General features: G+C 72.9%; 19 protein-coding genes. 5 read left to right on the top strand and 14 right to left on the bottom strand.

Features of this window, described 5'->3' with window-relative positions:
- Positions 1–13: 13 nt before the first annotated feature.
- From HNR40_RS23900 to HNR40_RS23890, 3 genes are all read right to left on the bottom strand, one after another.
- Complete coding sequence (locus HNR40_RS23900; protein WP_184964893.1) at positions 14–1,237, bottom strand: MFS transporter; 1,224 nt, start codon at positions 1,235–1,237, stop codon at positions 14–16.
- Positions 1,234–2,412: a cytochrome P450 gene (locus HNR40_RS23895; protein WP_184964891.1), complete on the bottom strand. Its 1,179-nt coding sequence runs from the start codon at positions 2,410–2,412 to the stop codon at positions 1,234–1,236. The genes HNR40_RS23900 and HNR40_RS23895 overlap by 4 nt, the downstream gene beginning before the upstream one ends.
- 107 nt (positions 2,413–2,519) lie before the next feature.
- Positions 2,520–3,515, bottom strand: a complete 996-nt coding sequence (locus HNR40_RS23890; protein WP_184964889.1) for a hypothetical protein — start codon at positions 3,513–3,515, stop codon at positions 2,520–2,522.
- 181 nt (positions 3,516–3,696) lie between these two features.
- On the opposite strand from HNR40_RS23890, the gene HNR40_RS23885 reads away from it, so the two are divergent.
- From HNR40_RS23885 to HNR40_RS23875, 3 genes are all read left to right on the top strand, one after another.
- Positions 3,697–4,119: a hypothetical protein gene (locus HNR40_RS23885; RefSeq protein ID WP_184964887.1), complete on the top strand. Its 423-nt coding sequence runs from the start codon at positions 3,697–3,699 to the stop codon at positions 4,117–4,119.
- 149 nt (positions 4,120–4,268) lie between these two features.
- Positions 4,269–4,793, top strand: a complete 525-nt coding sequence (locus HNR40_RS23880) for a choice-of-anchor D domain-containing protein (protein WP_221340742.1) — start codon at positions 4,269–4,271, stop codon at positions 4,791–4,793.
- 186 nt (positions 4,794–4,979) lie between these two features.
- Positions 4,980–5,600: a response regulator gene (locus HNR40_RS23875; RefSeq protein WP_184965369.1), complete on the top strand. Its 621-nt coding sequence runs from the start codon at positions 4,980–4,982 to the stop codon at positions 5,598–5,600.
- 4 nt (positions 5,601–5,604) lie between these two features.
- Here the strand turns inward: HNR40_RS23875 and HNR40_RS57325 are convergent, their stop codons facing one another.
- From HNR40_RS57325 to HNR40_RS23830, 9 genes are all read right to left on the bottom strand, one after another.
- Positions 5,605–7,515, bottom strand: coding sequence for a S9 family peptidase (locus tag HNR40_RS57325; RefSeq protein ID WP_184964883.1), 1,911 nt, complete (start codon positions 7,513–7,515; stop codon positions 5,605–5,607).
- Positions 7,512–8,909 (bottom strand): serine hydrolase domain-containing protein, encoded by a 1,398-nt coding sequence (locus tag HNR40_RS23865; RefSeq protein ID WP_184964881.1) that lies wholly within the window; start codon positions 8,907–8,909, stop codon positions 7,512–7,514. The genes HNR40_RS57325 and HNR40_RS23865 overlap by 4 nt, the downstream gene beginning before the upstream one ends.
- The gene (locus HNR40_RS23860) at positions 8,885–9,886 is read right to left on the bottom strand and encodes an ABC transporter ATP-binding protein (protein WP_184964879.1); all 1,002 of its coding nucleotides are present in this window, start codon (positions 9,884–9,886) and stop codon (positions 8,885–8,887) included. The genes HNR40_RS23865 and HNR40_RS23860 overlap by 25 nt, the downstream gene beginning before the upstream one ends.
- Positions 9,883–10,827 (bottom strand): ABC transporter ATP-binding protein, encoded by a 945-nt coding sequence (locus HNR40_RS23855; RefSeq protein WP_184964877.1) that lies wholly within the window; start codon positions 10,825–10,827, stop codon positions 9,883–9,885. The genes HNR40_RS23860 and HNR40_RS23855 overlap by 4 nt, the downstream gene beginning before the upstream one ends.
- Positions 10,827–11,705, bottom strand: a complete 879-nt coding sequence (locus tag HNR40_RS23850) for an ABC transporter permease (protein WP_184964875.1) — start codon at positions 11,703–11,705, stop codon at positions 10,827–10,829. The genes HNR40_RS23855 and HNR40_RS23850 overlap by 1 nt, the downstream gene beginning before the upstream one ends.
- Entirely contained in the window at positions 11,702–12,670 is a 969-nt protein-coding gene (locus tag HNR40_RS23845; protein WP_184964873.1) for an ABC transporter permease, read from the bottom strand. The genes HNR40_RS23850 and HNR40_RS23845 overlap by 4 nt, the downstream gene beginning before the upstream one ends.
- Entirely contained in the window at positions 12,667–14,316 is a 1,650-nt protein-coding gene (locus tag HNR40_RS23840; protein ID WP_184964871.1) for an ABC transporter substrate-binding protein, read from the bottom strand. Before HNR40_RS23840 ends, HNR40_RS23845 begins: the two co-directional genes overlap by 4 nt.
- 87 nt (positions 14,317–14,403) lie before the next feature.
- Entirely contained in the window at positions 14,404–15,975 is a 1,572-nt protein-coding gene (locus tag HNR40_RS23835; RefSeq protein WP_184964869.1) for a hydantoinase/oxoprolinase family protein, read from the bottom strand.
- Positions 15,965–17,035 carry an S-methyl thiohydantoin desulfurase family protein gene (locus tag HNR40_RS23830; protein WP_184964867.1) on the bottom strand — a complete coding sequence of 357 codons (1,071 nt, stop codon included), beginning with the start codon at positions 17,033–17,035 and terminating at the stop codon, positions 15,965–15,967. The genes HNR40_RS23835 and HNR40_RS23830 overlap by 11 nt, the downstream gene beginning before the upstream one ends.
- A 73-nt stretch (positions 17,036–17,108) precedes the next feature.
- Between HNR40_RS23830 and HNR40_RS23825 the strand changes: the two genes are divergently transcribed.
- Positions 17,109–18,590 carry a PucR family transcriptional regulator gene (locus HNR40_RS23825; protein ID WP_184964865.1) on the top strand — a complete coding sequence of 494 codons (1,482 nt, stop codon included), beginning with the start codon at positions 17,109–17,111 and terminating at the stop codon, positions 18,588–18,590.
- A gap of 140 nt (positions 18,591–18,730) precedes the next feature.
- Here HNR40_RS23825 and HNR40_RS23820 read toward each other — a convergent pair whose 3' ends face one another.
- Complete coding sequence (locus HNR40_RS23820; protein ID WP_184964863.1) at positions 18,731–20,227, bottom strand: amidohydrolase; 1,497 nt, start codon at positions 20,225–20,227, stop codon at positions 18,731–18,733.
- Entirely contained in the window at positions 20,224–20,832 is a 609-nt protein-coding gene (locus HNR40_RS23815; protein WP_184964861.1) for an FMN-binding negative transcriptional regulator, read from the bottom strand. The genes HNR40_RS23820 and HNR40_RS23815 overlap by 4 nt, the downstream gene beginning before the upstream one ends.
- 136 nt (positions 20,833–20,968) lie before the next feature.
- On the opposite strand from HNR40_RS23815, the gene HNR40_RS23810 reads away from it, so the two are divergent.
- Complete coding sequence (locus HNR40_RS23810) at positions 20,969–22,336, top strand: serine hydrolase domain-containing protein (protein WP_221340741.1); 1,368 nt, start codon at positions 20,969–20,971, stop codon at positions 22,334–22,336.
- Positions 22,337–22,342: the final 6 nt, after the last annotated feature.

The following is a 22,342-nucleotide window of genomic DNA, read 5'->3' as shown; positions in this document are numbered from 1 at the left end:
TGTGTGATCGGGCTCAGGCGGGTGACGGCGTGTCGCTCGCCCGCCGCAGCGGGGACAGGATCAGCCAGAGCGTCGAGGCGACCGCGCCCAGGACGCCGATCAGGATGGTGGGCCGCACGCCCAGCCAGGTGCCCAGCGCGCCGCCCAGCAGCCCGCCGACGGGAGCCATGGCGAACGCCAGGAACCTGTTGGCCGCCTGCACCCGGCCGAGCAGACGATCGGGGCAGGCGCTCTGCCGGTAGCTGACCTGGACGACGTTGTAGAGCGTCCCGCCGTACCCGCAGGCGAACCAGCCGCAGACGAACAGCGCGACCCCCCACCCGCGCGACGACAGCGCCATCAGCACGCCGAGCGGCTCGGTGAGCAGCAGCGACAGCACGATCGTGCGGGTGGGGCCGAACGCGCGCGTCCACTTCTTGACGGTCACCGCCGCGAGCACCCCGCCCGCGCCGGACGCGGCGGCCACCAGGCCGGTCATCAGCGGCGAGAGCCCCAGCTCACGCGTCAGGAACAGCACCAGCAGCGCCGCGACCATCGACATGAACAGGTTGACGCTGCCGGTGCAGAAGCCGATCGCGCGCAGCGCCGGGTCGCGCAGCAGGAAGCGCAGCCCCTCGCCGATGTCGGCGAGCGTCCCCTGCTTGCTCGCCGCGGCCGGGGCGGGATCGGGGGTGCGGATACGGCGCAGCAGCCCGGCCGAGGCCAGGAACGTGACCGCGGTAACCGACACCGTGGCGGCCGCGCCCGCCAGCCCGGCGATCAGGCCGCCGAGGCTGGGCCCGGTCACCACCGCGACGGAGTAGCTGGCCTGCAGCTTGGCGTTGGTCTCGATCAGCCGCTCCCGCTCGACCAGCGCCGGCACGTACGCCAGGTGGGCCACGTCGAAGAAGATGGTCCCGATGCTCACCAGCAGGGCGACGGCGAGAAGCTGCCAGACGGTGAGCACCCCGGCGGCGTACCCGAGGGGGATCGTCAGGAGCAGCAGCGCCCGCGCGACGTCGGCGGTGAGCAGGACGCGCCGGCGCCGCATCCGGTCCACCCACGCGCCCGCGGGCAGCCCGAACAGCAGCGCGCCGACCGTGCCGGCGGCGTTGAGCAGTCCCATCTCCAGGGGCGTGGCCGCCAGCGCGGTGACCGCCACCAGCGGGACGGCGATCGCGCCGGCGCGGCTGCCGAGCTGGCTGACGGTGTTCGCCGACCACAGCCGCACGAAGTCGGCGTGCCGCCAGAGGCTCACCACAGGACCGGCAGCCGCACCGGTCCGATCGTGATCGCCGTGGTCAGCCACTCGACCTCCTCCTCCGGTACGGCCAGCCGCAGATCTGGACAGACGCGCACCAGCGCCCGCACCGCCTCCTGAAGCTCCATCCGCACCAGCGAGGCGGCCAGGCAGTGGTGCAGCCCCGGCCCGAACGTCAGGTGCGCGCTGCCCTCACGCTCCACGTCGATCGACTCGGGATCGGGGAAGGCGCCGGGGTCGCGGTTGGCCGAGGCGAACGAGACGAGCACCGCCTCGCCCGCGCGGATGGTCCGCCCGCCCACCTCGACGTCCTCGGTGGCGATCCTGGCGATGCCGAGACCGGGGCTGACGACGAGGTAGCGCAGCAGTTCCTCGACCGCCCGCGCGATCGCCTGAGGCCGTTCGACCAGGCTCAGGTAGAGGCCGGGCTCGGTCAGCAGCGTGTAGGCCATGTTGCCGACCTGCTTGGCCACGTTGTCCTGGCCGGTGGTCAGCGAACTGCCGAGGAAGGTGACGAGCTCCTGCTCGCTGAGCCGCTGCTCGCTGTCGCGGGCGTGCACGAGCTCGCTCAGCAGGTCGTCCTGAGGTACGGCACGCCGCCGCTCGACCAGTTCCAGCAGGTACTGGGCGAACTCTCCCAGGACGCGCTCGACCTCATCGGCGGTGTAGGCGGTGGTGGTCACCACGACCTCGGCCCAGCCGCCGAACCGGTCGCGCTCGCCGTACGGGACGCCGAGCATGTCGCAGATCGTCATCAGCGCGAGCGGCGTGCCGAAGTCCCGCATGAGGTCGGCGGGTGGGCGCAGGTCGCGCAGGAGCGTCTCGGCGCGGGCCGTCACCGAGGGCCGCAGCTCCTCGATCCGCCGCAGCGAGAATGCCTTGGAGACCAGGCGGCGCATCCGGGTGTGCTCGGGCGCGTCCATCATCGCCATGGAGCCGGCGCCGCCGGGCAGGGGCGTCATGCGCGGCACGTCGGCGCCGGCCGCCAGCGCCCGGCTGAAGCGCGGGTCGGAGATGATCGCGCGCACGTCCTCGTAGCGGGTCGCGAGCCAGCCTTCGCGGCCGTAGGGCATCCGGACCCGCGAGAGCGGCTCGGTCTCGCGCAGCTGCGCGAAACGGGGGTGCAGGCGCAGCAGGTCGGGTGGGCCGAAGGGGTAGGAGCCTGCCGTCATGCGTGATCTCCAGGGGTGACGATGAGCGGTCGCTCCCCAGCGGCCCGAGGAGCGTCCCGCCGTTCCGCTACTTGCCGGGCTTGACCGTGGTGGTCATGATCTTGAATTCAGCGGTCACGATGTGACGCATGGGATTCACCTCCTTCTGCTGCGAGCGTCCGTGCGTAGTCGACGGCCTCGACCACGACGTCCTCGGTGAGCACGGGGTTCTCGACGAGCAGGCAGCTGCCGAGCGGGGTGGTGGCGACGTCGCCGCCCGGCCGGCGGTGGACGGTGGCCCTCATCTCGCGGCTCGGCACGGTGTCCAGCGGGAACCCGAACCGCAGCCGCGCCACCCCCGCCCGGCCGGGGCGCCTGCGCGCCTTCTCGGCCTTGCCCGCCGGGCCCAGTTCGTCGAGGGTCTCGCGCCAGCGCCGCGACAGCGGTGACCAGGGGGCGGTCTTCCTGATGAGCGCGCGCAGCTCGGGGGCGAGCGCGAGCGCCTCGGCGTGCTCGCGGACCACGCTGACCAGCGCGTCGCCCAGGCGTCGCTCGGCGAGTTCGGCGAGCACAGAAAAGTCGAGGAGGTCCTTAATGTGGAATTTGCGCTGGAACCTTTCCTCGGCCACGGCGAACAGCCCGCATAAATCATCATGTTCCGGCGGAACGGCCCTTACCGGAACGCCCTTCAGGTCGCCGGTGAACGCACAGGTGGAGACGTCGGCGCCCATCGGTTTGTCGAGATGGGCTTCCTCGGCCGGCCACTTCATGGCCACGCAGACATGCCGGCCGAATTCTCCGTCCATGACGCTGACACCCTGCGGGACGGCGTCATAACGCGCCGACAGGTCCAGGACGCAGTGCCACAGCGCCTCCTCGTCGGGCGCGACCAGGTCGGCGTCCCCGGACTGGCGCAGCATCCATCCGGGCATGTGGGCGGCGATCCTGCGCCCCTTGAGCACGGTCAGCCCGTGCGCCGCGGCCTGCTCCTCACCCACCCTGGCCAGCTCCGCGACCCGGCGGCGGGCCCGTTCCAGATAGGCCGTCGCCGCGTCACTGAGCTCGATGTCCCGAGCCTGCGCCGAGGACAGCCAGGTCGCCAATATCCCCGCCTTAGCGGCCATATGCGCCACCCGCCACGCCGGATATGCCGGTGGCGCGCCGAGGATTCTGTCTATGGAGTCAAAATCCATCATCACCGATAAAAACCCGATACTAACAAGATCAACTCCATGAGTAAACGTTCGTTCTGGCGGAGGTCATGAATCAGGTTTCACCCCCGCCCGTCCCGGCCATGTTGGTGTCATGAGTGAACGCACGCCCCCCGCACCCGTGATCGGCGCGGTGGTCGCCGTCGGCGTCGTCGCCGCACTGCTCCTCGGCACCGGCGCCCTCCTGATCGCGGGCGGCCTGCCGCGCAGCGCCGTGCTGCCGGTGGCCTTCGGCCTCCTCGGCGCGGCGATCGCGCGCGGGCTGTGGCCGGGCTGGCGCGGCCCCCGCGTCCTGGCCGCCTTCTTCGGCGCCTTCGTGATCATGTACGCGGGCACCGCGCTGGCCGACGGGCTGGCCGACGGGCCGGGCGGCACCGGCGCGCCCGCCGCTGTTCTCATAGGCACGTTCGTCCTGGCGCTGGCCGGAGCTGCCGTCATCGTGCTGCTCTTCGTGCCGCCCTCGTCGCGGGCGTGGTTCGCCCGCTACCGCAAACCACGTCCCCGGCGGAATGAGTAGGCCCTACTCATTCGCGGGCCCCGGTGAAAAGCGAGAATGCGTTCGAGGCGTGGCCCGATAAACCTGTGGACGCCGCGCCGTGACGCCGGAAAACTGAATCCGCCGGATTCGTGGCAAGCGTTCGGAGGGGCATCATGTCGACCCGAGGAGTGGCGATCGCCGCGGCACTGATCGCCGCCGCGGCGACGATCACCGGTGCACTGATCACGTCCCGTCAGGTGCCGCTGCCCTGGGGCTCCGGAGACACGGGAAGCTCGGAAACGCAACGCGAAACGGTTCCCGAGAGAATTGGAGGCGGGCAGAAAAAGGCCGCAGGAATCGCCGTAACCCCGAAATCACTGACCTTTTCCTGCGAGGGTGACAGCTGCGCTCAGGAAGTGCGCGTGTTGAGCACGGGAACCGCCACGCTGAAAATCGCCGGCATCGAGTTCGAGGGCGACAATCCCGGCGATTTCCAGCACGACAACGCCTGCGCCGATCAGGCACTCGACGTCGACGACGAGTGCACGCTCAGAGTGTGGTTCGCACCGGCGAGCACCGGAGCGAGCGGCTCGGCGACTCTGGTGATCCACCAGAACGTCGGCCGGTACCCCACCTACGTCAAGGTCAGCGGAGAGGGCACCCAGCAGCCCACCGACGAGCCCACCCCGGAGTCGAGCGAACCGGCGGAGTGAGCCCGGGCATCCGCTGCCGGAGCGCCGCGCACGAGGTGCCCGCCACGCTCACCATCACCGGCTCGGCCCGGCTTCTGCATCCCCGAGGTCGAGGTGACGTTGTTCCGGGCCGTGCAGGAAGCGCTGACCAACGGCCATCAGCGTGACGGTCCCCGCGATCCCGGCCGTCGCCGGGCGGGAGGCGACGTGAGCGTGCGGCTGGTGATCGTGGACGACCATCCCGTGGTACGCGACGGGCTGCGCGGGATGGTCGCCGAGCAGGCCGAACTGGAGGTCGTCCGCGAGGCGGGCGACGGGGAGGCCGGGCTGGCGGTGGCCGTACGGGAACGCCCCGACGTGGTGCTGACCGACCTGCGCATGCCGGGGCTGGCGGGCGCGGAGTTCATCGGGCGGCTGGCCAGGCGGGTGCCGTCGGCCCGGGTGCTCGTCCTGACCACCTACGACGGCGACGTGCTGCCCGCGCTGGCCGCGGGCGCGATCGGCTACCCGCTCAAGGACTCGCCGCGCGAGGCCGTCTTCCGTGCCGTGCGGGCCGCGGCGGCGGGCGAGTCGGTGCTCTCGCCCGCCGTGGCCGGGCGGGTGCTCGTGCGCACGGCCCGCGAGCCCGTCCCGGCCGAGCTCAGCGAACGCGAGCGCACCGTGCTCTCTCTTGTCGCGCGCGGCCACACCAACAGGGAGGCCGCCGCGACGCTGCTCATCAGCGAGACCACGGCCAAGACGCACCTGGCGCACATCTACGCCAAACTGGGCGTCTCCGATCGGGCCGCGGCCGTGGCCGCGGGCTACGACCGCGGCCTGCTGCCCTGAAGCGTCAGTGCACGTGCGTGGTGAGCCAGCGGACGATCTGGCGGCTGTAGTCCACCCGGTTCGAGGGGCGGCCGTCGGCCATGAACTGGTGCGACTCGTCGGGGTAGAGGACCATCTCGGTGGGGACGCCGAGCGTGCGCAGCGCGGTGAACCACTCCTCCGACTGGCCCACCGGGCAGCGGTCGTCGTTGATCGCGTGCACGAGCAGGGTCGGGGTGCGCACGTGCCGTACCCGCTCGATGGGCGACTGCGCCCGCAGCAGCTCGCCGCCGGCGTAGACGTCGCCGCCGAACTCCAGCGCGGCGAAGACGTGGCTGTCGTCGGAGCTGCCGGACATGCTGAGCAGGTTGGTCACCGGCCCACCGGCCACGGCGGCGGCGAAGCGGTCGGTGCGTGTGGTCAGGTGGCAGGTGGTGAAGCCGCCGTAGCTGTAGCCGCAGACCGTCAGCCGGTCGGGGTCGGCCAGGCCCTCGTCGACGAGTCGCTCCACGGGGTCGAGGAAGTCGCGCTCGTCGCCCGTGCCCCAGCGGCCGACGCTGGCGGCGTAGAAGTCCTCGCCGTAGCCGTCGCTGGCGCGCGGGTTGAGCAGGAGCACGGTCCAGCCCTGGGCGGCCAGCAGCTGGTGGTAGGGGTGGGCGGGTTCGAGGTGGGGCGCCCAGGCCAGGTGCGGTCCGCCGTGCGCGTCCAGCAGCAGCGGTCCCGCGCCGGTGGCTCCGGGCTCGCGCAGGATCCAGCCGTGGACGGTGCTCCCGTCGCCGATCGTGAACTCCCGCTCCCGCGGCTGGATGAACTCCACATCCGGCAGCGCGGTCGCGGTGTGCGCGGTCAGCTCGCGCACCTGCCCGGTGTCCAGGTCGGCCAGCGCGATCTCGCCGTGGGAGCGCGTGGTGACGGTGACGACCGCGGTGACGTCGTCGCTGGAGGTGCTCAGGCCGGAGACGCTGCCGGTCAGGACCGGTTCCGGTCGGCCGCCGTCCGCGGGCACCCGGTAGAGCAGGGTGCTGCCGCGCTCGCGGGCGCAGAAGAGCACGTGCGCGCCGTCGCGGGTGAAGCGGGGCGCGCCGCCCGGCCACTCCGGGCCGCCGGGCATCACGTTGCGGTCCAGGTCCCGGGTCAGGTCGACGGGCGCGCCGCCGTCCAGCGGGAGCTTCACCAGCCGCGTGTGCCCGATGCGCACCTCCGGCAGACCGACCGCGAGCAGCGCCGAGCCGTCCGGGTACCAGTGGACGCCGCCGAACCAGCCCTTCTCATCGCCGACCGGCCGCGGCCGCCCGCCGTCGAGGTCCACCACGTACGGCGACGCCGTCAGCGTCAGGTCGGCGTTCTCCCCGGCCGCCGAGGTGTAGGCCAGCCGGGTCCCGTCCGGTGACCAGGCGGGCTCACCGGCGTCCCAGTCGCCGGAGGTGAGCTGTCGCACCTCGCCGGTGCCCACGTCGAGGACGTGCACCTGGCGGCGTACGGTCGCGCGCAGTCCGGCGCCGTCGGCCTTGTAGCCGAGCCGGTCGACGACCACGGGGCCGCCGGGCCAGGATTCGGCCACGCGTACCGGCGCGGAGAAGGCGATCCGCTCGCCGTCCGGGCTCCAGTGGGGCGCTCCGGCGCCGAGCGGCAGGTCGGTGAGGCGCTCCGGCTCGCCGTCGTCCGGGCGTAGCGCGAACAGCTGTCCCTCGCGCAGGAACGTCAGCCGGGAGCCGTCCGGCGACCAGGCCGGTGCGCCGTCGGCCGGGCCTTCGGTCAGCCGGCGCGGCCCCGCCGTACCGGCGGCATCGACGATCCACAGCGCGCGCACGTTGCGGTCGGGCTCGCGCTCGGCGGTGCGCAGCACGTAGACGACGCGCGAGCCGTCGGGGGACAGGGCGGGGGAGCTGGGGATCGCGAAGTCCCACAGGTCGTCGAGCGTCAGACGCCGCTTCACGCGGTACCTCCTTGGTAGGGAAAGACACGGCCGGCGATGCGGAGCCCGAGCAGCTCGCCGGAGGGTTCACGCAGGAACGCGAGGGGTTCGTCCCGCCACGGGCCGTCCAGCAGCGCGAACTCGTCGGCCTCGACCCGGCCCGCGTCCATCTCCAGCGGCTGGTCGTAGTGGACGGTCGACACCTTCAGGCGCAGGGTGCCCGGCCGGACGGTGACCTCGACGCGCGAGGACGTGTCCTGCCGCTCGGGTGTGCTGTAGGAGCCCGCGTAGGGGGCGAGCTCCCGCTCGCCGGTGTCCCGGGAGACCTTCCGGTCGAACTTGCCGATCCCGGCCAGTTCGGCCAGCAGGATGTCGCCGACCTCCCGGTAGACGAGCTGGCCGTCGTCGGCGTTGGTGAGCACCACCACGGCCAGGTCCGCCTCGGGCACGAACCGGCACACGGTGGCGGTGCCGTGCAGGCTGCCCTCGTGGTAGACCGCGCTCACCCGCGAGGCTCCGCGCGGCAGGTAGTCGAGGTGCCAGCCGAGCCCGGTCGCGGCCAGCCCCGCCCGCACGGGCACCGGGTCGGAGATCATCGCCGCGCGCGTCCGGGGCGACAGCGGCCCGGCCACGTCCAGCTCGCCCAGCCACCAGCGCATCCAGCGCAGCTGGTCGCCGGCCGTGGAGATCAGGCCGCCGGAGGGGTTGACGCCGCGGGGCAGCAGCCACGCGTCCTGGACCGGGTGCGGGGCGCCGTCGTCCTCGCGGGTGTGGCCCGCGGCCGCGGGCTGCGAGACCACACGTTCGGCGAAGAACGTCGAGCCGGTCATGCCGAGCGGCGTCAGGACGCGGTCCTCGACGAACGACTCGTAGCTCTGCCCGCTCACCACCTCCACCAGCCGCCCGGCCACGTCCAGGCCGGTGTTGCAGTAGGAGAAGGTCGTGCCGGGCGGCAGGACCTGCGGCAGCGCGGAGAAGGCGGCCACCTGCGCGGCCAGCGCGCCGTCGCCCCGGTCGGTGACGAACTCCGGCTCGTCGCCCAGCCAGCCCGACAGGTGGGTGAGCAGGTGCCGGACGGTCGCCGACGCGGTGGCTTCCTCGTCGGCGACGCGGAAGCCGGGCAGGTAGCGGCGTACCGGCTGGTCCAGGTCGACGGCTCCGGCCTCGGCCAGCGCCAGGACCGCCGTGGCCGTGAACGGCTTGGTCATCGAGGCGACCGGGATCCGCGTCTGCGGCAGGAACGGCTGCTCGGGGTCGGTCCTGGCCAGGCCGTACGCGCCGGTCCAGTGCCGCCCGCCGTGCGCGATCGCGACCGAGCAGCCGGGCACCCGGTGGCGGGCCAGCGCGGACACCACGATCTCGTCGAGGCCGGCGAGGACGGGGGGCGGGTTCATCGGGGACGGGACGGGGCGCACTGCTCCTCCTCGGTCGGTACGGCCGGCGCCAGGTTCACCGGGCACGCGGCACGATGCGCGCCGGAGACCACGGCCAGGGCCGGATCGTCGCGGCGGCACTCGTCCCGCGCGACCGGGCAGCGCGGATGGAAGCGGCACCCGGCGGGGATGGCCGCAGGGTCCGGCGGTTCACCGGCCTTGATGGGGATCGGGCGGCGCTCCTCGCCCGCCCGGGGGACGGCGGCGACGAGCGCGCGCGTGTAGGGGTGGACCGGGTTGGCGATGACCTCGGCCGCCGGTCCTTCCTCGACGATGCGGCCCAGGTACATGACCGCGATCCGGTCGGCGTGCGCGGCCGTGGTGGACAGGTCGTGCGTGATCATCAGGATGCCCAGGCCCGCTGCCCGCAGCTCGTCGAACAACGCCAGCACACCGGCGCGTACCGACACGTCCAGCATCGAGACGGGCTCGTCGGCGACGAGCAGCTCGGGCTCCAGGACCAGCGCGGCGGCGATCGCCGCCCGCTGCCGCTGGCCGCCGGACAGCTCGTGCGGATAGCGCTCGGCGAAGGCGGCGGCCGGTGACAGGCCGGCGCGTTCGAGCGCGGCCAGGACCAGGTCGCGGCGTTCGGCGCGGGTGCCGACGCCGTGCACGGCCAGCGGCTCGGCCACGGAGCGGCCGATGCGGAAGCGCGGGTCCAGCGACTCGTACGGGTCCTGGAAGACGACCTGCATGCGGCGGCGCACCGGCTTGAGCCGGCGCCGGCTCAAGCCGGTGATGTCCTGGCCGGCGAACCTGACCGTGCCCGCGGTCGGGTCGGTCATCCGCAGCACCGACTGGGCGGTGGTCGTCTTGCCCGACCCCGACTCGCCCACCAGGGCCAGCAGCTCGCCGGGTGCGACGGTGAAGGAGACGCCGTCCACCGCGCGCACCACCCGGCGCGGCCGTCCGCGCAGGCGGAAGTGCGTGGCCAGGCCGTCGACTTCGAGCAGGCTCATGCCGTACCTCCGGCGATCGATGCGGCGAGATGGCAGGCGCTGGACTGCCGCGCGCCGAGCGGGACCAGCCGCGGCGCCTCGGTGTGGCAGCGGTCCCGGGCGTGCTCGCAGCGCGGCGCGAACGCGCAGCCCGGCCACTCCTCGTCCAGGCGCGGCGGCGCTCCGGGGATGGCGCCGCCGGAGAACAGCGCCCGGCTGTAGGGGTGGCCGGGGCGCAGGTGCAGGTCGCCGATGTCGGCGTTCTCGGCCACCCGGCCCGCGTACATGACCGCGGCCCGCCCGCAGACGCGGCCGACCACGGGCAGGTCGTGGGTGACCAGGACGACCGCCAGCCCCAGCTCGGTGCGCAGCCGGTCGAGCAGGTCGAGCACCTGGGCCTGCACGATCACGTCCAGGGCGGTGGTGGGCTCGTCGGCGAGCAGCACCTTCGGCTCGCAGGCCAGCGCCATCGCGATGGCCGCGCGCTGGCGCATGCCGCCGGAGAACTCGTGCGGGTAGCGGCTCGCCTTGTCGGGGTGGATGCCGACGAGCTCCAGCAGTTCGCGTACGCGGGCCGTGGCCTGTTTGCCCTCGGCGACCCGGTGCAGGCGCATCGGCTCGGCGATCTGGGCGCCGACGGTGGCGACCGGGCTGAAGGCGTTCATGGCGCCCTGGAAGACCATGGCCAGGTCGGTCCAGCGGTGCCGGCGTACGCTCGCCTCACCCTTGGCCAGGATATTCTCGCCGTTGAGCAGGACCTGCCCGGCGACCGTCGCCGACGGCGGCAGCAGTCCCATCATGGCCAGGATCGCGGTGGTCTTGCCGCAGCCCGACTCGCCGACCAGGCCCAGGCCCTCGCCCGCGCCGACCGTGACGTCCAGGCCGCGCAGCGCGTGCACCCTGCCCTGCGGCAGGTCGAACCAGACGTGCAGGTCGCGGACCTCCAGCAGCGGAGCGGACATCAGCGCTCACCTCCCGACGGGACCGGAGCCAGGCGGAACGTCCGCACCGACAGGTGCCCGGCGCGCAGCCGGGGGTTGAGGTGGTCCTCCAGCGCCCGGCCGATCAGCGTGCACGCCAGGATCAGGCAGCCGACCGCCAGACCGGGCGGCACGATCGCCCACCAGGCGTCACGGGAGACGGCTTGCCCGGCGAAAGCGTTCTGGATGAGCCGCCCCCAGGACACGGCCGACGGGTCGCCGAGGCCGAGGAAGGCGATGGCGGTCTCGACCAGGATGGCGTTGCCCACCGCGAAGATCGCCAGCGTCAGCAGCAGCGGCACGACGTGCGGGAGCACGTGGGTCGCCACGATCCGCAGGTTCCCCGCGCCGATGGTCAGCGCCCTTTTCACGTACGCGCGTTCGCGCACGCTCAGCGCCTCCGCGCGCACCACGCGCGCCAGCCGGGGCCACGACAGCAGCCCGATGATGGCCACGACGCCGGTCATGCTGCGCCCCCACACCGCCGCGACGATCAGCAGCAGCGGGATGTCCGGGATCACCAGCATGTAGTCGGTCAGCCGCATCAGCACGGCGTCGGCGCGCCCGCCCGCGTACCCGGCGGCCAGGCCGATCGCGCCGCCGACCACGACGGCGATCAGCGCGGCGGCGAACCCGACCAGCAGCGACGTGCGCGCGCCCCACAGCAGGAGCGTCACCATGTCGATGCCCGCGTCGTCCAGGCCCAGCGGATGCGCCGCCGAGGGCGGCTGGTAGACCGCGCCGACCTTCTCGTGGCTCGTGTAGGGCGCGATCCACGGGGCGAGCACGGCCAGGACGACGATCGCGGCGAGCATGACCGCCCCGAGCGCGCCGCCCGGATACCTGCGCAGCACGTTCATGTCCTGATCCTCGGATCGAGCTTGAGATAGAGCAGGTCGGCCAGCAGGTTCGCGACCACGATCGCCGCCGTCAGGAGCAGGAACCCGCCCTGGAGCACGGCGTAGTCGCGGTTCTGGACCGCCTGGTAGAGGGCCAGCCCGATGCCCGGATAGGAGAACACGGTCTCCACCAGCAACGACCCGGCGACGATGTAGCCGAACGTGAGGAAGATCAGCGTGGTGATCGGCAGCAGCGAGTTCGGCAGCGCGTAACGGCGCACGATCCGCCAGCTCGTCAGGCCCTTGGCGCGCGCGGTGAGGATGTAGTCCTCGCCGAGCGCCCCGACCAGCGCCGAACGCGCGATCAGCGCCCACGAACCGCACCAGGCCAGCCCGATCGCCAGCGACGGCAGCGCCAGGTGCTCCAGCCGGTCGCCGAGCACCTGCCACCACGACGGATCGCTGAAGCGCAGGTAGGGGTCGGAGATGCCGCCGGTCGGCAGCATGCCGCCGAACAGCAGCAGCAACATCAGCCCGATCCACTGGATGGGCAGCACCGACAGGAACATCGAGGCCGACAGCGGCGCCCAGTCGGCCGCCGTGCCCCGCCGCCAGGCCGCGACGACCCCGATGACCAGGCCGAGCGCGAGCCCGAACGCCAGCCCGAGCCCCACCATCGGCAGGGTGTTGGCCAGCGGCCCGGCCAGCTCGTCCCACACCGGCCGCCGCGTCTGGAAGGAGTGGCCGAGGTCCCCGCGCAGCAGCGCGGAGACGTACAGCCAGAACTGCTCCAGCAGCGGCCGGTCCAGGCCGAGCTCCGCGCGCAGGTAGTCGCGGAACTCGGCGCTGCAGGTCCGGCACATCTGGTACTGCGTGGCCGCGTCGCCCGGCGCGGCCCGGAAGAGCACGAAGTTGATCACAGCCGCCGCCGCGACGGTGGCGAGGGCCGAGGCGAGCCGCCGGACCAGGTAACCGCCCCGGTTCATGACACGCGGTGGATCTGGGTCCACAGACCCGGTCCGAAGCGCTGGGTCTCGATGCCGGCCCAGTCCTGGCGTACGACGTGCACGGTCTCGGCGTGGTAGAGCGGAAGGACGGCCCGCGTGTCGCGCAGGAGCGTCTTCTGCAGCGTGCCGACGGCCGTGGTCCGCTCGGCCGGGTCGAGCATGCCGCGCTGCTTGTCGAGCAGCGTGTCGTAGTCCTTGTCGCAGAACCCGGCGAAGTTGACGCTGCCCCAGCTGTCGCAGCTGTAGACCCTCAGCGTGCCGCCCGGGTCGGGGGAGAGCGTCCAGTAGGAGTAGGCCAGGTCGAAGTCCAGGTACTTGCCGTCGGGCTTGGTGACCGCCGCGGTGTAGTCGGCGGCGATGTCCGGCTTCAGCTCGATGCCGACCTCCGCCAGGTTCTTCTGCAGGATCTCGGCCACGCGGCTGATCTCCTTCCAGACCACGACGGAGTACGACATGCGGTCGCCGGCCGGGGTCACCCGGATGCCGTCGGCGCCGCGCTTGTAGCCGAGGCCGTCGAGGATGCCGTTGGCCTTGGCCGGGTCGTGCGGGTCGGCCCGCAGGTCCTTGGGGATCCACTCGTCCTGGAAGGGGGCCAGGACGCTGCGGCCGGGCCTGCCGTACCCGTTGAGCACGACCTCGACGAGTTCGGCGCGGTCGAGCGCCAGCGACATCGCCTCGCGGACCTGGACCTGCTTCAGCTCGGGGTTGTCCCGCTTCTTCGGGTTGGTGTTGACGTTGAGCATGGCGACCTCCTGGGAGGGGGAGGCGGCCACCTTCAGGCCGGCGGCGCCCTTGACCGAGGCGGCCACGGCCGAGCCGCCGCCGTAGCCCCAGGCGACGGTGCCGGCGCGCAGGGCCTGGGCCAGGCCCTCGTCGTTCTGGAAGACCTGCAGGCCCACGGCGCCGACCTTCGGCGGGGTGCCGAAATAGCCCTTGTTGGGCTCGAAGATCGTGGTGCCGTCACCGGCGAACTCGGTCACCGTGAACGGCCCGCCCGAGACCGCGGGGAGCTTGTCCTCGGGGCGGAAGGCCAGGATCTTCGAGCCGTCGCCGCCCGCGTGCGGCTCGTAGACGTGCTTGGGCAGCACGTGGAAGTTGGCCAGCAGGGTGAGCACGCTCTCGGGCATCGCCTCGGCATAGGTGACGACCAGGGTCTTGTCGTCGGCGGCCTTGACGCTCTTCACCCCTTCGAGGGCGAAGGAGACCAGTCCGGCCGCGTCACTGGCGTGCTTCAGCTCGAAGTTCGCCGTCCAGGCGGCGTCGTGCGCGGTGAGGGGCTTGCCGTCGGACCAGGCGCCGGGCCGCAGGTGGAAGGTGTAGACGCGGCCGCCCTCGGAGACGTCCCACTTGCTCGCCCAGGACGGCTCCAGCTTGGTGCCGTTGAGCTGGACGAGTGCGGGATAGATCAGCTGCCGGGCGATCCACGAGCCGTAGAGGTTGTCGGCCAGGGGATTGAGCGAGGTCATCCGGCCCAGTGAGGCGGTGACGCCGACGCTCAGGATGCCGCTGGCGGCGGGGGATGACGTGGCGGGCTTGGCGTCCGCGCCGCATCCGGTGGCCACCGCGGCCAGCACGGTTACGGCACACCACACCTGAGCCGCACGCCGGCGACGAGATTTGGACATGGCATTCCTTTCCTGATCCCTAAAGTCCGATCCCTAAGGTCCGATCCCTAAGGTCCGATCCCTGAAGTCCGATCCCCAAAGTCCGATTCACAACCAGCCCAGCCGGCCCGCGGCCTTGACGTTGACGCGGACCGCCGGCTCGTGCAGGTATGACAGGGGTGTCTCGGTGATCTCGACCACCTGCACCGTGGCGGGGTCGGCGCCCGCCTGGACGGCCCGGTGGACCGCCTTCTCACTCGCCTCCTCGATGGCCTGCCTACGGCCTTCGCCGGCCGGAGCCAGCGTTTCCCACCGGCCGCTGACCAGGGCGATGGCCGCGCCCACGGCGTTGGCCACGTCGGCGTTGTCGGGACGCAGCACCTTCGCGGCGCCGGTGACGACGTCCGGCACCAGGAACGCGCCGCCGCCGACCGCGACGACCGGCCGGTCGCGCCGGCCCAGCGACATCTGGTCCACCGCGTCGCTGATGACCGCGTCGGCCCCCCGCAGCGCGGAGTCCAGCAGGGCCCGGGTACGCGCCGGAGGCCGGAGCCCGCCGCCCAGCGCGACCCGGCCCGCCAGGGCGCCGGCGTCGCTCAGCGTCGGTGTGCTTCCGCCGAAGGACAGGCCCTCGGAGGTGATGCGGAAGCCGACCGAGACCGGCCCGACGACCGGCTCCTCGGGGGTGCCGCCGACGATGGTGCCGCCGCCGACGGCCACGCTGAGGATGTCCGGCATGCGGAAGTTGGTGCGCACGCCGCCGATGTCGGTGGCGAACGACGACTCGCGGGGGAAGCCGCGCACCAGCACGCCGAGGTCGGTGGAGGTGCCGCCGACGTCGACCACGATGGCCTCGTCCACCCCGGACAGGAACGCCGCGCCCCTGATCGAGTTGGCCGGGCCCGAGCCGATGGTCAGCACCGGGTAGCGGGAGGCGTACTCCAGGGCCATCAGCGTGCCGTCGTTCTGGGCGAAGAAGGCCGCCGCGTCCAGGCCGCGCTCGGCCAGCACGGCGTCCAGGGCCCGGGTCACCTCGCCCGCCGCACGGTAGAGCGCGGCGTTCAGCACGGTCGCGTTCTCCCGCTCCAGCAGGCCGAGCGAGCCGATCTCGTGGCTGAGCGACAGCGCCACGTCGGCGCCGAGCTCCTCGCGGACGATCTCGGCGACGTGCTGCTCCTGCTCACCGGAGGCCGGGCTGAAGATGCCGGTGACCGCCACCGCCTCCGTCCGGCCCGCGACCGAGCCCAGGAAGCGGCGGATGCCGTCGCGGTCGAGCGGGGCGATCGGCCAGCCGTCCACGAAGTGGCCGCCGCCCAGCATCACCGACCCCGCCTCCACCGCCTCGCGCAGGTCGGCCGGCCAGGTCGTCAGCGGCGCCACCGCGGTGGCCGCGGGCGCCCCGAGGCGGATCACCGCCACCCGGCTCAGTCCCCGGCGCTGCAGGACGGCGTTGGTGGCGTGGGTGGTGCCGAGCATGATCCGGCCCACCTGCCGCTCGCGCTCGCCCAGCTCGCCGAGCACCACCGCCAGCGCGCTGCGGATGCCGTCGGTGACGTCCCGCGTGGTCGGCTGCTTGGTCCTGGCCACGATGGCGTCCGACCGGTCGAGCACGACGGCGTCGGTGTTCGTGCCGCCGACGTCGATGCCGATCTTCAGATCGCGCTTGGGATCAGCCGACATGCACGTGCTCCTCAACAGGTCGGTAGTCGATGTGGTAGCCGAAGGCGCGCGGACCCACGACGGCCATGCCCTCCGGGGTACGCCAGAGCGGGTCGCAGGCCCACGCCAGAACGCTGACCCGCTGGCCGTAGCGCAGCGTCTCGGTCGAGACCGCCTCGGCGGTCTGGGTGTCGACCACGGTGATCAGGTCGGGGACGCTGGCCACCACCTCGCCGGACTCGAAGACGACGAGGTTCTCGTTCTGGATCTCGATGCGCACCATGCGGCCCGCGTACGAGCCGGTGCCGTCGACGACGACCGCGCCGCGGACGAAGCCGCCGCCGGTGTTCCGCTCGACCTCGACGATCTTGCCGTCGAGCAGGCGGCGGGCGGCCAGCCGTTCGGTGAGGGCGGCGACCGGGTCGGCGTGGCCGATGGTGGCGCGCCCGATGTCGAGCGCGGCCGAGACGCTGCCCTCGATGACCGCGCCCCTGGCCTGGGCCCCGGACATCAGGTAGTTGGCCATCATCGTGCTGGCGCCGCTGGCCACGCAGAGCGCGCGGGCCTGCCGTTCGGACCAGATCGCGTCGATCGGGCGCAGCGCGGCCACGTTGCCGACGACGTCGGCCAGGATCACCAGGTCGGAGGTCAGACCGGCCACGTGCATCGAGACCATCTGAAGTTCGGGGAAGGCGCGGCCCATGCCGTCGGCGTCGAGCATCGGCAGGCCGAGCTGCGCCGCCCAGGCGAGCGGCTCGACGCCGTTGCTGCCGCCGATCTCACCGGCCATGATCGCGGAGATCGGGCGGCCGGCGATGCGCTCGACCTCCTCGCGCAGCCGCTTCGGCTGCTCGGCGCTGGCGAGCATCTCGTGCCCGACGGTCGGGGCGCCGATGCTGGACATCGGGACGATGAGCGCGTCGTCGTCGAGGTCGGCCAGCCGTACCAGCGGGACGGGGCCGTGCTCGCGCAGCGCCTGCAGGGCGCTGGGGATGGCGGTCTCCACCGAGCCGCCGCCACCGGTCCCCAAGACGGCGCAGCCACGCGCCAGCGCTGGAAGGTCACTCTCGGTCAGCTGCATGGGACGAGTATGGCCACCGGCCCCTTCCCAGCCCATATGGCGCAAACACAAGGTTCAGCCCTAATCTGTGGCCATGCCACAGACGATCGCCGAGATGTTGCGCCGCCAGTCAAGGTTCGGGCTCGCGCTGATCGCCGGGCCCGCGGCGGAGGAGCCCATCCGGCACGTCGCGGGAGCGGACACGCTGTCCGCCATCGAACGCGTACCGGCCGACAGCCTGATCGTGGTGCTGGGCGCGGAGTCCATCTCCGGGTACGAGATCGACGTGGCGATCCGGCAGGCGACCTCGCGGGGGCTGGCCGGGCTGGTGTTCGCGGCGCCGATGCGGCTGCCGATCACCGCCACCCGGCTGGCCGACCGGGCGCGGCTGCCCGTGCTCGCCCCGGACAAGGCCCGTGACGGGGCCGGGCTCCTGCTGGAGATCGACCGGTTCGTCAGGGGCGGCGCGTCGGACGCGCTCGCGCGCGCGGAGAGCGCGATCCGGCTCGCGCAGCAGGCGGCGGAGGAAGGCGGCAACGAGGCAGTGCGGACGCTGCTCGACCACGCGGCCGAGGCGCTGGGCTGCCGGGTGCGGGTGGACGAGACCATGCCGGTCGCCGAGTCCGACCCCGGCGCGGTCGTGGTGGGAAGGCAGGCGGTCGCCCGGGTGGTGGCCGATCTGGACGACGACGCGACCAGGGTCGCCCTGCCGGCGATCGCCGCGCTCGTCTCCCGGCTGCGGCAGCGTGAACTCAACCGCCGCTTCGCGCCCGCGCTCACCCGCGCCGGGCTGATCGTGCAGATCGTGCTGTGCGACCGGGCCCAGCTGCCGCAGCTGGTGGAGCAGGCGTTCCAGCTCGACCTTCCGGTGGAGCAGACGCACGTGGCCGCCTGGCTCAAGGTCGAGGACGCCACCGCCCGCGGCGAGGCGTCGCTGGACCGGGCCCGCCAGTTGCTCGACGAGGCAGAGCTGTCGGCGCTGCAGGTGCTTCACTCCAAGCCGGGCGCCTGGCACGTGGCCACGCTCGGCGGCGACCTGGTGGTCGTCTGCACCGGGCCCGCCGGGACCGACCTGCACCGCCGGGCGCGGGCCGAGGTGCAGCGGCTGATCGAGGCGCTGACCGGGCGGGGCGACGTCGTCATCACCGGCGGGATCGGCACACCGCAGGCGGGACCCGACGGGCTGCGGCAGTCGGCCGCGGAGGCGCGCGTGGCGGCGGACTCGGCGCGCGCGGCGGGCCGCCACGGAACGCTGGCCGAGACCGACGCCACCGGCCTGCGCAGGATCCTGGCCGGGCTGTCGTCCTCGCCGCTGAGCCGGGATCTGCTGGCCGAGATGCTGGGGCCGCTGGACGCCATGGGGGCGGCGCGGGCCAAGGTCGGCGTCACCACGCTGTCGGCCTATCTGGACGCGCAGAGCTCACCCACGCGCACCGCAGAGACGCTGCACCTGCATCCGAACGCGGTCGCCTACCGGATCCGATGGATCACCGAGGCGCTCGGGGCAGACCTGGCCGACCCGGACACCCGCTTCGCCCTCCAGCTGGCCTGCCGGGTCAGGCTGCTCAACGCGTAGACGGCCCGTGACGGCAGGCCTATGCCGTCACGGGCCGTCGCCTCTACGCGGTCGGAGGCAGTCGCGTCGGCGCGGTCAGATGGAGCTTCTGGCATGGTCAGATGGCTCTTTGGTGTGGTCAGATGGCCCTTTGGTGTGGGTCAGATGGACTCGCGCCACGTCCATCGGCCGCCGAGCATGGTCGCGGCCACGGGCATGGCGCGCAGGTCCGCGCCCGACGCGGTGAACGGGTCGGCGCCCGTCACCACGAGGTCGGCCTCGTCTCCGGTAGTCAGCTCAGCCCTGCCCGTCCTGGTCGAGGCCGCGATGGCCGCCTCGATCGGGATCGCCTGCTCGGGGTGCCAGGGCTCCCTGCCGTCCCGGCCGCGGTCCACCGCGGCGGCCATCGTGATCCACGGGTCCAGCGGCGAGACCGGCGCGTCCGAGCCCAGCGCGAGCCGCGCCCCGGCCATCAGCAGCGCGCCAAAGGCGAACGCCCGCCCGGTGCGCCCGGCCCAGATCCGGTCGGCAACGTCACGGTCGTCCATCGCGTGCTCGGGCTGGACACTGGCCACCACGCCCAGCCGCGCGAACCGGCCGAGGTCGGCGTCGTCCAGGAGCTGCGCGTGCTCGATCGCCCCCTGCGCGCCCACCCGCTCGAAGGCGTCCAGCGCCAGGTTGTTGGCCCAGTCGCCGATCGCGTGCACCGCCGGCCGCAGCCCGGCAGCCCACGCCTTCTCCATCATCGGCGCCAGCTGGTCCGGCGGCACGAGCAGCATGCCGTGCGGGTGCGCGCCGTCCTCAAGGCCGGGGTAGGGGTCGTGGCAGTAGGCGGTGCGGGTGTTGAGCGAGCCGTCGGTGATCACCTTGAACGGGCCCATCTCGACCAGGCCCTCGGTCCCGTCGATCACCTCCCCGGTACGCAGCCCGCGCGCCACCGCCTCCTCCAGCAACGCGGGCCAGACCCCGCACACCACCCGCAGCGCCCGGTTGCCCGCCCGTACCCGCCGCGTCCAGGCGTCCAGCCGCCAAGGGGCCTCCAGCTCGACCACGCCGACGACGCCGCGGGCCGCCGCCTCGGCGGTGGCCACCTCGGCCCAGCCGTCCAGCAGGGGAGCGGGGACGTCGGTGATGTCCTGCTGGATCGCCTGCCACTCCGACTCGCGCAGGATCCCGGTCGGATGCTCCTGCCAGCCGTAACGTCCGGCGGCCGCCGAGTTGATCCAGCAGCAGTGCAGGTCGCCGCTCATCAGGACCACGGGCACGTGCGCCGACTCCGGCGCGGCGGCGTCCAGGAGGTCGCGGTGCGGCGCGTCCGGCCACAGGGCGTCGCGGAAGCCGTAGCCCACCAGGGGCAGGCCGGGCTCCGGCGGCCGGGTGCGCAGGCGTTCGGCCACGAGGGCCACCGCCTCGGCGGCCGAGGCGGCGCCGGACAGGTCCAGCCGCTGCCTGGCCATGATCCACTGGTCGAAGTGCACGTGGTGGTCCCACAGTCCCGGCAGCACGGTACGGCCGGCCAGCTCCACCACCTCCCACCCGGGCTCGGCGGGGATGCTCTCGGCGATGTTCGCGACGCGTCCGCCGGAGACGAGCACGTCGTGAAGGGGACCGGAGGGGCCGGTCCGCGCGCCGCGCAGCAGGGTGGTCGTCGTGGTCATCGGTTCTCCTCCGGGGTCCAGACCTCGCGCATCTCGCGAGCGAGCGCGGGATTGGCGTATGTGGGGTCCGTGTCTAGCGCGCGGATGATGTTGTGTGCGATCTGCGGTGACTTGTCCTGGCTGAGCTTCGCCTTGCCCTCGACGCGTTCGGCCCGCAGCCGGAATCCCGCGACGCCGGGCGCGATCCTGCGCGCGTAGGACTCGTCCATCTGGTACGGCGCCGGCAGCACGTGCTCGAACCGGTCGACGGTGTCCACCAGGACCTGGTAGGTCTCCTCCGGGCTCAGCACCTCGGGCCGGCCGTAGAGGTGGACGGCCAGGTAGTTCCAGGTGGGCACGGCCGGGCCGGCGCCGTACCAGCCGGGAGAGATGTAGCCGTTGGGGCCCGCGACGATCAGCAGCGCCTCGCGTTCGCCGAGCTGGTGCAGCTCGTCGTCGGGGCGGCCGAGATGGCTCACCACCGACAGCCCGGGGCCGTCCTCCAGCAGGACGGGCAGGTGAGAGGCGGTCAGACCGTCGCTGACCAGCGTCGCCCACGGGTTCTCGCGGATCAGCGCGCGGATGCGGGTGTGGTCGTCGAGCAGGTAGTCAGGGTTGTGGCGCACGGCACGACTATCGCCGCCCGTGCGGCCCCAGGCCAAGGTGACGCGGCGACAAGACGGCAGGTTCGTTTGTGGTGCGGACACAAGGGGCGGCGCGCGCCGGACGCGGCCCGGACGAACGGCGGGGCGGAAATGGTGCGTGGCGACGAAGCCCCCGGCCGCCGCCGGGCAGCAGGATGAGCGGATGGCTGACCTCACCCACCTGCAGAGCCTGCTCGACAGCGAGGCGACTTCCCTGCACGTACCCGGAGCCGCCGTGGGCGTGCTCTTCGACGGCGCGGAACACGTGCTCACCACCGGCGTCACCAGCGTCGACGCGCCTGCGCCCGTGACGGCCGACACGTTGTTCCAGATCGGGTCGACCACCAAGACGGTCACCGCGACCGTGATCATGCATCTCGTCGAGGAGGGCCGGCTCGACCTGGACGGGCGGGTGCGCACGTACCTGCCCGGCTTCCGGCTCGCCGACGAGGCCGCCGCGCGGGAGGTGACCATCCGGCACCTGCTCACCCACACCGGCGGGTTCCTCGGCGACATCGACGACGGAGAGAGCTGGGGCGACGGCGCCCTTGCTGATGCGATCAAGGTGTACGAGCGGCTGCCCCAGCTCTTCGCCCCCGGCACGCTCGCCTCCTACAGCAACGCCGGGTTCCGGCTGCTCGGGCGGGTCATCGAGGTCGTGTGCGGCGAGCCGTACGAGAGTGTCGTCGGGCGGGTCGTGCTCCAGCCGCTGGGCATGCGCGACAGCTTCTTCTTCCCCTGGGACGCCGCCACCCGCCCGCACGCCGTCGGCCATGTCGTACGCGAGGACGGCGCGCACGTGGCGCACACCTGGGGCCTGTTCCGTGACGCCATGGCCGAGGGCGGCCTCGCCTCGTCGGTCCGCGACCAGCTCCGCTACGCCGCCTTCCACCTGGGCCTGGGCGGCGAGCGGCCGGTCAACGCCGCCACCAGGGAGCTGATGCGCGCCGAGCACGTCGCCGTCGGCGTGCCGTGGTCAGGGGTCGGCCTGCCGTGGCTGCTGGACGAGCAGGGCGGCGTCCGCCTGGTCACCCACGGCGGCAACATCGGCAACGTGCAACTGTCCACGTTCGTCCTGGCCCCCGAGCACGGCTTCGCCGTCACCACGCTCACCAACTCGGGGCCGGGCAAGGTCCTGGGCAAGCGGGTGACCGACTGGTGCCTGGAGCACCTGCTCGACGCCAAGCCCGAAGAGGTACGGCTGACGGTGCGCGACCCCGCCCCCGAGTACGCCGGCGGCTACGACGCCGGCCAGTGGGTCTTCGAGGTGGACGAGAACCTGGTGGCGCGGTTCGTGCTGACGCCCGAGCTGGTGGCGGCCGGGGTGGAGGGCATGCCCGACATGGCGCTGGCCCTGGTCGAGGGTGGCGACGACGTGACGCTCGCGGCCGACCCGCGGCGGGCCGTGGGCCGGTTCCTGCGCGACGACGCGGGCGAGATCTCCTTCCTGCACCTGGGCGGCAGGGCGGCCCGCCGTATCCGCTGATTCCGC

The sequence above is a fragment of the Nonomuraea endophytica genome (assembly GCF_014203235.1).
GTDB classification, from domain to species: domain Bacteria; phylum Actinomycetota; class Actinomycetes; order Streptosporangiales; family Streptosporangiaceae; genus Nonomuraea; species Nonomuraea endophytica.
Note: the sequence above shows the minus strand (reverse complement) of the source record. Positions and strands in the feature narration are given on the sequence as shown.

What these genes read in the sequence shown, in the direction of transcription:
- HNR40_RS23890 (WP_184964889.1), bottom strand. Translation starts at nt 3,515, where the DNA reads ATGGCCGCTAAGGCGGGGATATTGGCGACCTGGCTGTCCTCGGCGCAG.
- HNR40_RS23895 (WP_184964891.1), bottom strand. Translation starts at nt 2,412, where the DNA reads ATGACGGCAGGCTCCTACCCCTTCGGCCCACCCGACCTGCTGCGCCTG.
- HNR40_RS23885 (WP_184964887.1), top strand. Translation starts at nt 3,697, where the DNA reads ATGAGTGAACGCACGCCCCCCGCACCCGTGATCGGCGCGGTGGTCGCC.
- HNR40_RS23825 (WP_184964865.1), top strand. Translation starts at nt 17,109, where the DNA reads ATGCCACAGACGATCGCCGAGATGTTGCGCCGCCAGTCAAGGTTCGGG.
- HNR40_RS23860 (WP_184964879.1), bottom strand. Translation starts at nt 9,886, where the DNA reads ATGAGCCTGCTCGAAGTCGACGGCCTGGCCACGCACTTCCGCCTGCGC.
- HNR40_RS23845 (WP_184964873.1), bottom strand. Translation starts at nt 12,670, where the DNA reads ATGAACCGGGGCGGTTACCTGGTCCGGCGGCTCGCCTCGGCCCTCGCC.
- HNR40_RS23835 (WP_184964869.1), bottom strand. Translation starts at nt 15,975, where the DNA reads ATGTCGGCTGATCCCAAGCGCGATCTGAAGATCGGCATCGACGTCGGC.
- HNR40_RS23820 (WP_184964863.1), bottom strand. Translation starts at nt 20,227, where the DNA reads ATGACCACGACGACCACCCTGCTGCGCGGCGCGCGGACCGGCCCCTCC.
- HNR40_RS23830 (WP_184964867.1), bottom strand. Translation starts at nt 17,035, where the DNA reads ATGCAGCTGACCGAGAGTGACCTTCCAGCGCTGGCGCGTGGCTGCGCC.
- HNR40_RS23855 (WP_184964877.1), bottom strand. Translation starts at nt 10,827, where the DNA reads ATGTCCGCTCCGCTGCTGGAGGTCCGCGACCTGCACGTCTGGTTCGAC.
- HNR40_RS23840 (WP_184964871.1), bottom strand. Translation starts at nt 14,316, where the DNA reads ATGTCCAAATCTCGTCGCCGGCGTGCGGCTCAGGTGTGGTGTGCCGTA.
- HNR40_RS23850 (WP_184964875.1), bottom strand. Translation starts at nt 11,705, where the DNA reads ATGAACGTGCTGCGCAGGTATCCGGGCGGCGCGCTCGGGGCGGTCATG.